Origin of the sequence: Streptomyces sp. CNQ085 (assembly GCF_022614595.1) — a bacterium.
GTDB lineage: Bacteria > Actinomycetota > Actinomycetes > Streptomycetales > Streptomycetaceae > Streptomyces.
In genome coordinates this window covers 1-6723 of sequence record NZ_JAJFAU010000202.1, presented here as the reverse complement: position 1 = coordinate 6723, position 6723 = coordinate 1, and the positions used below count along the sequence as shown (strand labels likewise).

Below are 6723 nucleotides of genomic sequence, written 5' to 3'. Positions count from 1 at the left end.
CCCGGTGCGTACGAGGACTTCCCCTGGGGAGAGTCCTGGCGGCCGGCGGGCGCGGCCGCGCCGGTGAGCACCAGGGTGGGCACCAGCGGCTCGGTGAACAGCGGCAGGGAGAAGTCCAGGTCCAGGCTCGCGCTGACCACCGCGACGGCGGGGGCCGGCCCCTGCCCGGCGGCCTCGCGCCGGACCGCGAACGCCTCGCGGCGGCGGGCCGGCCGGTATCCCTCCCGGCGTACCGTCTCGGCGCCGACGACCACGGCGTCCGCCAGGGCGCGCAGCACCCCGAAGATCCGCATGTCGGCGTCCGAGGACAGCGGCTGGGAGCGTCCGCCGTGGTGGGCGGCACCGTCGAGGGAGGCGACCATGTTGCCGCGCAGCCAGGGCCGCGCGGCCCGTCCGGCCGCCCCGTCCCCGGCCGCGGCGGCGGCGGGGTAGGCGTACGCGTCGGCGATCTCCTCGAGCGTCCAGGGCCGGCCGGCGGACGGCGGCTCGTCCCGCCCGGAGGCCGTGAGTGCCGCGGAGTACTCGGGAGGGGGGAACAGGCGTCGCATACGGCGCAGTGTGGCACGTGCCACTGGCGTGTTTCGCGCCCCGCCACGCCACGTACAGTGATAAAGGTGTCGTCCTCCCCAGCCCAGAAGCCCGACCCGAACGCCGGACCGAAGCCCCCGGCGGCCGACGGGGCCGCTCCGCCGTCCCTGTGCGACCGCGAGCCGCACGTGCCCGCCGACCGCCTGGTCGCGGAGATGGTGCCGCCGCCGCGCTTCGACTCGGTGCGCTTCGACAACTACATCCCCGACCCGTCCCGGCCCAGCCAGTTCGAGGCGGTGAAGGTGCTGGGCGAGTTCGCGGGCGGGCTCGGCGGGGAGCGGCCGGGCGGTGAGGGCGGCGGCATCCGGCGCTGGTTCCGCCGCGGCGGGCGGCAGGCGGTGCCCGCCGGTCCGCGCGGGGTGTACCTCGACGGCGGCTACGGCGTGGGCAAGACCCATCTGCTGGCCTCCCTGTGGCACGCCACCGAGGCTCCGCCCGAGCGCAAGGCCTTCGGCACGTTCGTGGAGCTGACCAACCTGGTGGGGGCGCTCGGCTTCCAGCAGACGGTGGCCACGCTCGGCGGGCACCGGCTGCTGTGCATCGACGAGTTCGAGCTGGACGACCCGGGCGACACCGTGCTGGTCTCCACCCTGCTGAGCCGTCTGGTGGAGGAGGGCGTGGCGCTGGCGGCCACCTCCAACACCCTGCCCGGCAGGCTGGGCGAGGGCCGGTTCGCCGCCGCCGACTTCCTGCGGGAGATCCAGGGGCTGTCGGCGCACTTCCGCACGCTGCGCATCGACGGCGAGGACTACCGTCACCGCGGTCTGCCCGAGGCCCCGGCTCCGGCCGGCGACGCCGAGGTGAGCGCCGCCGCGCACCGCACCCCCGGCGCGTCCCTGGACCACTTCCCATCCCTCCTGGACCACCTCTCCCGAGTGCACCCCAGCCGCTACGGCGCGCTGTGCGACGGCGTGGAGGCGGTCTGCCTCACGGATGTCCGGCCGGTGCCGGACCAGTCCACCGCGCTGCGCCTGGTGGTCCTGGCCGACCGGCTCTACGACCGTGAGGTGCCGGTGCTCGCCTCCGGGGTGCCGTTCGACCGCCTCTTCGGCGAGGACATGCTGCGGGGCGGCTACCGCAAGAAGTACTTCCGGGCGATATCCCGGCTGACCGCGCTCGCCCGCGACGCGCGGCGCCTGACCGGGGAGGACGGCGGGGCCGGGGCCTGACGGGGCGGGGTCCGGCGGGAGCCGGGCCGGTTCCCGCCGGCGGCCGGATCCGTACGCCGGGAGGGTCGCGGCGCGCGCGAGCGGGTCCCGCCGGGGCCGCGCCTGATTCCCGCCGTGCTGACGGCGTGGTACACACAAGCGGGTCATCAACCTGTCCGCCAGCGGGGAGTCGCCCATGTCAGCAACGCGACGCCAGGTCCTGGGAAGCGCCGCCGCCGTCGGGGCGGGGATCGCCTTCACCGGATCGCTCTTCGACCTGTTCACCGGTACGGACTCCGCCCACGCCGCGGCCGGCGGCCGGGGCGGGTACGGTCCCCTCGTGCCCGACCCCGACGGCCTGCTCGACCTGCCGAAAGGTTTCCGCTACCGGGTGCTGTCGCGTGAGGGCGAGCCCATGCCCTCGGGCCGGGGACCGGTCCCCGGCAACCACGACGGCATGACCGCGCTGCCCGGCCCGGCCCCCGGCCGCGTGCGCCTGGCGCGCAACCACGAGAACCGCCACGACGCCCCCCGCCGCGTCCCCGCCGTGCGCGGGCTGACGTACGACCCGCGGGGCATGGGCGGCTGCACCGTGCTGGAGCTCTCCGGCGGCGACCGCGTACTGGACGAGCGGGTGGGCATCGCGGGCACCGCTGTGAACTGCGCGGGCGGCCCGACCCCCTGGGGAACCTGGCTGACCTGTGAGGAGACCGAGGACGGGGCCGGCTCCAACGGCTACACCAAGGACCACGGCTTCGTCTTCGAGGTCGGTCTGCGCCCCGGTCACCGCACCGTCCCCGAACCGCTCACCGCGATGGGCCGCTTCCAGCACGAGGCCGTCGCCGTCGATCCGCGCGAGGGCGTGGTCTACGAGACCGAGGACGCCTTCGACCACCCCTTCGGCCTGTTCTACCGCTTCCTGCCGCACCGGCCCCGCGGCGGCTTCGACTCGCTGCGCGCGGGCGGGAGGCTGGAGGCCATGCGGGTGCCCGGCGTCCCCGACCTGTCGGCCGTCACCGAGCCGGGCACGCGCTTCGACGGCGTCGAGTGGCTGCCGGTGCCCGATCCAGTGGCGAAGCGGACGCCCGTCCGCCTGCAGGACTTCGGCCGCGGCGGCGTCACCCACGCGCAGAAGCTGGAGGGCTGCTACTGGGGCAGTCACCGGGGCGAGGGCGCGGTGTACTTCGTCTCCAGCTACGCGCGCGGCTCCGAGGGTTCGGCGGCCGGACACTCCGGCCAGGTGTGGCGGTACGAGCCGGGCCGCCGCCGGCTGACGCTGGCGGTGGTCTTCGGGCCGGACACCGGGGTGGACACCCCCGGCGACTCCCCGGACAACATCTGCCTCGCCCCGGGCGGCGGTCTGATGGTCTGCGAGGACGGCGGCGGCGAGCAGCACGTCTACGGCCTCACCCGCCACGGCGAGGTCTACGCCCTGGCGCGCAACGCCCAGAACACCGGCACCGCGCGGGAGCCGGCGTACGGCGAGTTCGCGGGCGTCACCTTCTCGCCCGACCGCCGCACCATGTACGTCAACTGCTACGACCCGGGAACCACGTTCGCCGTCACCGGGCCCTGGTGCCACTGAGGCGGGCGGGGCCGGGGTCCGGCCGGGACCGACCGGGGTCAGCCGGTGACCGCCTCCCGCCGCAGGAAGGCCAGGCGGGCGCGCTTCTCCGGGAGGCTGACCTGCGGCAGCCCGACCGCGGGGAGCACGATCTCGGGCCCCCGCTCGAACCCGGTCCGCAGCATGCGCGCGATCGCCTTCTCGTTGCGGGCGTCCGGCTCGACGACGATCCGGCGCCAGTCCGGGTCGGCCAGGAGGTACTCCAGGATCGCGGCGGCCAGGCGGCCGGTGAACCCGGTCTCGCCGGCGCCCGCGGCGGGGGCGAGCAGCAGGTGCGCCCCGAGGTCGCCTGGCCGGACCTCGTAGCACAGCCCCACCCGGTCCTCGGCGGGGTCGTAGGTCTGGAGGAGCGCGACGGGTTCGCCGTCGCGGTGGACGAGGAAGGCGTGGTGGGTGGCGAGGGTGTCCATGTGGGCGTAGACCTCGCGGACCTCCCTGACGTCCATCGAACCCATTCCCCAGAACACGGCGCGCTCCTGGGTGGCCCAGCCGTGGATCAGGGCGGCGTCGCGCTCCGGGTCCACGGGGGTGATCCGCACAGTCCCGAAGCCCTCGACGGCCCGCTCGTGGACAGGTCCGCGCGGAGGGGCGGTGGTGTGGGAATCGGTCGGGACGGCTGTGGCACCGGTGGGTCTGGACACGTTCTCTCCGAAAGGGACGAGCTGGGACGGACAGGTTCGAACAGGGGTGCCACGAACACCCCTTGGCCGTCAGGTTAGGCTAACCTAATCAAAATGACGGCTGTCCGGGGGCACCCCGGGACCGGGGAGGAGAGACCGTGGGGCATGGCTGGGAGGGCGTGGTCCTCAAACTGCTGCGAGGCAGGGACTTCGAGTTCACCGTGACCGGAACCGAGCAGGTCACCGAGCACTACCTGAGGATCCGGATGACGGACGGCGGGATGCTCGCCTCGACCGGCGTCCACCCGACGATGTGGGTCCGCCTCTGGTTCGAGAGCGGGGGCAAACCGCACCAGCGCGCCTACACCCTGGTCGATCCCGACCCCGAGGCCGGTACGTTCGCCCTGGAGTTCGCGCTGCACGAGGGCATCGCCTGCGACTGGGCGCGCGGCGCACGGCCGGGCGACACGATCGAGGCCACCGTCCAGGGCACGGGGTTCGCCGCGCCGTCGCCCGAGCCCTCCCGGCTCCTGGCCGTCGGCGACCCGGCGTCCCTGCCGGCCGTCAACTCGCTGCTGGACGCCTTCCCCGGCACACCCGCGACCGTCTGGTTCGAGACCGCGCACCCGCAGGACGCCGAGCTGCCGCTGCGGCTCCGGTCCGGCCGGCACGAGGTGCGATGGGTCCCGCGCCGGGACTTTGGCGCCCACCTGGTGGCGGAGGTGACCGCGGAGCTGCCGAAACTGCTGGAGGACGAGCGGGCACCTTACGTCTGGATCGCCTGCGACACCGCCACGACGCGCGCCCTCGCCTCCCACGCGCGCAGGGAGCTGGGGGTTCCGAAGGACAGGGTGCACGCGCTGGGCTACTGGCGCGCGACCTGACGCACAGTCCCGCGCACGGGCGGCGTGCGGGCGTCACCCGGGCCGGGGGCGGCGGTAGTCCGACGGGAGCAGCACCCCGCGCGGCCGTCCCGGATCGTCGTTACGTTCCGATCATGACCGTCTCCGTGCGCCGCACCGCCCGTCCTCTGACCACTCTCGCCCTGGTCGCCGCCGTGACGGTGAGCTGCGCGGGTCCGGGTGGCGACACCACCCGGACCGACGCGTCCCCGGCCGCGCCCTCCTCGCCCGCGGCCTCGGAGAGAGCTTCCGGGAAGGACGGCTTCTCCGCCTCCCCGCGCTCCTCCCTCTCCCGCCCCGAGGGCGACGACGAGGCCGCCTCGCCCCCGTCCGGGCGCTACGCCACCCTGCCCGCCTCCATCAGCGGCCGGGTTCCCGTCTTCCGGCACGGCCCGCGCGCCGAGGACGCACGGGCCGACGGCGAGAACCGGGAGAAGCGGGAGAGGGCCGGGAAGAGCGGCGACGAGGAGGACAAGGTCGTGGCGCTGACCTTCGACGCCGCACTGTCCGCCGAGGACACAGAGGACACAGAGGACGCCGAGAACGCCGAGAACGCCGAGAACAGCGAGAACACAGAACGCGCCGGGGAGGACGGTGAGCGCCACGACAACCCCGGCCTGATCTCCGCCCTGCGCCGCGAGAAGGTCCCCGCGACCGTCTTCATGTCGGGCCTGTGGGCGCAGACCTACAAGCACCAGGCACGCGCCATCGGCCGCGACGACCTGTTCGAGGTCGGCAGCCTCTCCCACTCCCACCGCGCTTTCACCGACGACTGCCGTGACCTCCCCGCGCTCGCGCCCGACAAGCGGCTCGCGGATGTCCTCAAGGGGCGGAAAACGATCCGCGCGGCGGGGGTGAAGAACCTGACGCCCTACTTCCGCTTCCCCGGCGGCTGCTTCGACGACCGCTCCCGGCGGGCGATCGCCCCGGCGGAGGTGACGGCGGTGGCCGGCGACGTGGTCGCGCCGGACGCCGGGGAGAAGGACCCGGAGAAGGTGGCAGAACGGGTGCTGAAGGACGTCAGGCCGGGCTCGGTGGTGATGCTGCGCTGCGACCGCGAGAAGGCGCCGGCCACAGAGAAGGCCGTGCGCCGGATCGTCCCGGAGCTGAGGGAGCGCGGATACCGCCTCGTGCGCGTCTCGGAGATGATCGCCTCGGCCGTGGGCCGGGACTGAAGCCCCGCCCCCGGGCGCGCCCGTCCGGGTCCGTTCAGCAGGAGCAGGCGACGCGTTCGGCCTCGTGCCACTCGCACACCGGGCACAGCGTCGCGCCACGCGTGCTCGCCGGGTACTCGGCCGGCTCGCCGCACTGCACGCACACGGCCCGCTCCTCTCGTCCGGCGCCGCCCCCGGCGGCCCCGGCCTCTCGGACGGCCCTCGTTCCGGGCGCCGTCCAGCCGGATACGATCTCCATACCGCCGAGGGTACTCCCGGCCCCACCCGGCCGTGACCTCGTACGAAAGCGGGTGCGAACGCCCCGGCGGCGGCTGGCACACTGGCCCCGTGAGTACCTCCGACGTCCCCTCCACCGGACCCGCCCCAGACCCCGCCGCCGCCCGCGAGGCGTCCGCCCGGGACGCGGCCCCGCAGTACGTCCTGCCGCTCGTCGTCCGGATCGAGCGGTCCGCTCCCCCCGGCCCGCCCGCGCGTACCGACGCGCTCGAGACGGCGGCGCGCGCGGTGCTGGTGGTGCTGTCGGACGAGCGCACGACGGACCCCGGCGGCGAATGGCACCAGGCGGTGCGCGGCTGGCAGGACGGGCGCATCCGCAAGGTGGTGCGCCGGGCGCGCGGCGCGGAGTGGCGGCGGGCCCGCGCCCTGCCGGGCGCCACGGTGACCGGC

7 protein-coding genes and 1 pseudogene are annotated in these 6723 nt (G+C 75.0%); 5 read left to right on the top strand and 3 right to left on the bottom strand.

All coding sequences use genetic code 11. The features are described 5' to 3' along the window. On the bottom strand, positions 1–548 hold a 548-nt coding region (locus LJ221_RS22590), incomplete at its 3' end, for a dihydrofolate reductase family protein (RefSeq protein ID WP_241718558.1). A 66-nt stretch (positions 549–614) separates the two neighbouring features. Between LJ221_RS22590 and zapE the strand changes: the two genes are divergently transcribed. Beyond that, the gene (gene zapE / locus LJ221_RS22585) at positions 615–1757 is read left to right on the top strand and encodes a cell division protein ZapE (RefSeq protein ID WP_374228535.1); all 1143 of its coding nucleotides are present in this window, start codon (positions 615–617) and stop codon (positions 1755–1757) included. A gap of 175 nt (positions 1758–1932) precedes the next feature. Beyond that, positions 1933–3321 carry an alkaline phosphatase PhoX gene (locus LJ221_RS22580; protein WP_241718557.1) on the top strand — a complete coding sequence of 463 codons (1389 nt, stop codon included), beginning with the start codon at positions 1933–1935 and terminating at the stop codon, positions 3319–3321. A 38-nt stretch (positions 3322–3359) separates the two neighbouring features. Here the strand turns inward: LJ221_RS22580 and LJ221_RS22575 are convergent, their stop codons facing one another. Next, positions 3360–4001 (bottom strand): GNAT family N-acetyltransferase, encoded by a 642-nt coding sequence (locus tag LJ221_RS22575; RefSeq protein ID WP_241718556.1) that lies wholly within the window; start codon positions 3999–4001, stop codon positions 3360–3362. Between the two features lie 137 nt (positions 4002–4138). On the opposite strand from LJ221_RS22575, the gene LJ221_RS22570 reads away from it, so the two are divergent. Then, entirely contained in the window at positions 4139–4864 is a 726-nt protein-coding gene (locus LJ221_RS22570; protein WP_241718555.1) for a siderophore-interacting protein, read from the top strand. A 113-nt stretch (positions 4865–4977) separates the two neighbouring features. After that, the gene (locus LJ221_RS22565; protein ID WP_241718554.1) at positions 4978–6057 is read left to right on the top strand and encodes a polysaccharide deacetylase family protein; all 1080 of its coding nucleotides are present in this window, start codon (positions 4978–4980) and stop codon (positions 6055–6057) included. 34 nt (positions 6058–6091) lie between these two features. Here LJ221_RS22565 and LJ221_RS22560 read toward each other — a convergent pair whose 3' ends face one another. Then, a complete protein-coding gene (locus LJ221_RS22560) occupies positions 6092–6295 on the bottom strand; it encodes a hypothetical protein (RefSeq protein WP_241718553.1) in 204 nt (67 codons plus the stop codon). Between the two features lie 89 nt (positions 6296–6384). Between LJ221_RS22560 and LJ221_RS22555 the strand changes: the two are divergent. Beyond that, positions 6385–6723, top strand: a pseudogene (locus tag LJ221_RS22555) (peptidyl-tRNA hydrolase); the annotation flags it as partial.

Excerpts from the sequence above, each read along its gene's own strand:
- LJ221_RS22580 (WP_241718557.1), top strand. The coding sequence starts at position 1,933 with ATGTCAGCAACGCGACGCCAGGTCCTGGGAAGCGCCGCCGCCGTCGGG.
- LJ221_RS22560 (WP_241718553.1), bottom strand. The coding sequence starts at position 6,295 with ATGGAGATCGTATCCGGCTGGACGGCGCCCGGAACGAGGGCCGTCCGA.
- LJ221_RS22565 (WP_241718554.1), top strand. The coding sequence starts at position 4,978 with ATGACCGTCTCCGTGCGCCGCACCGCCCGTCCTCTGACCACTCTCGCC.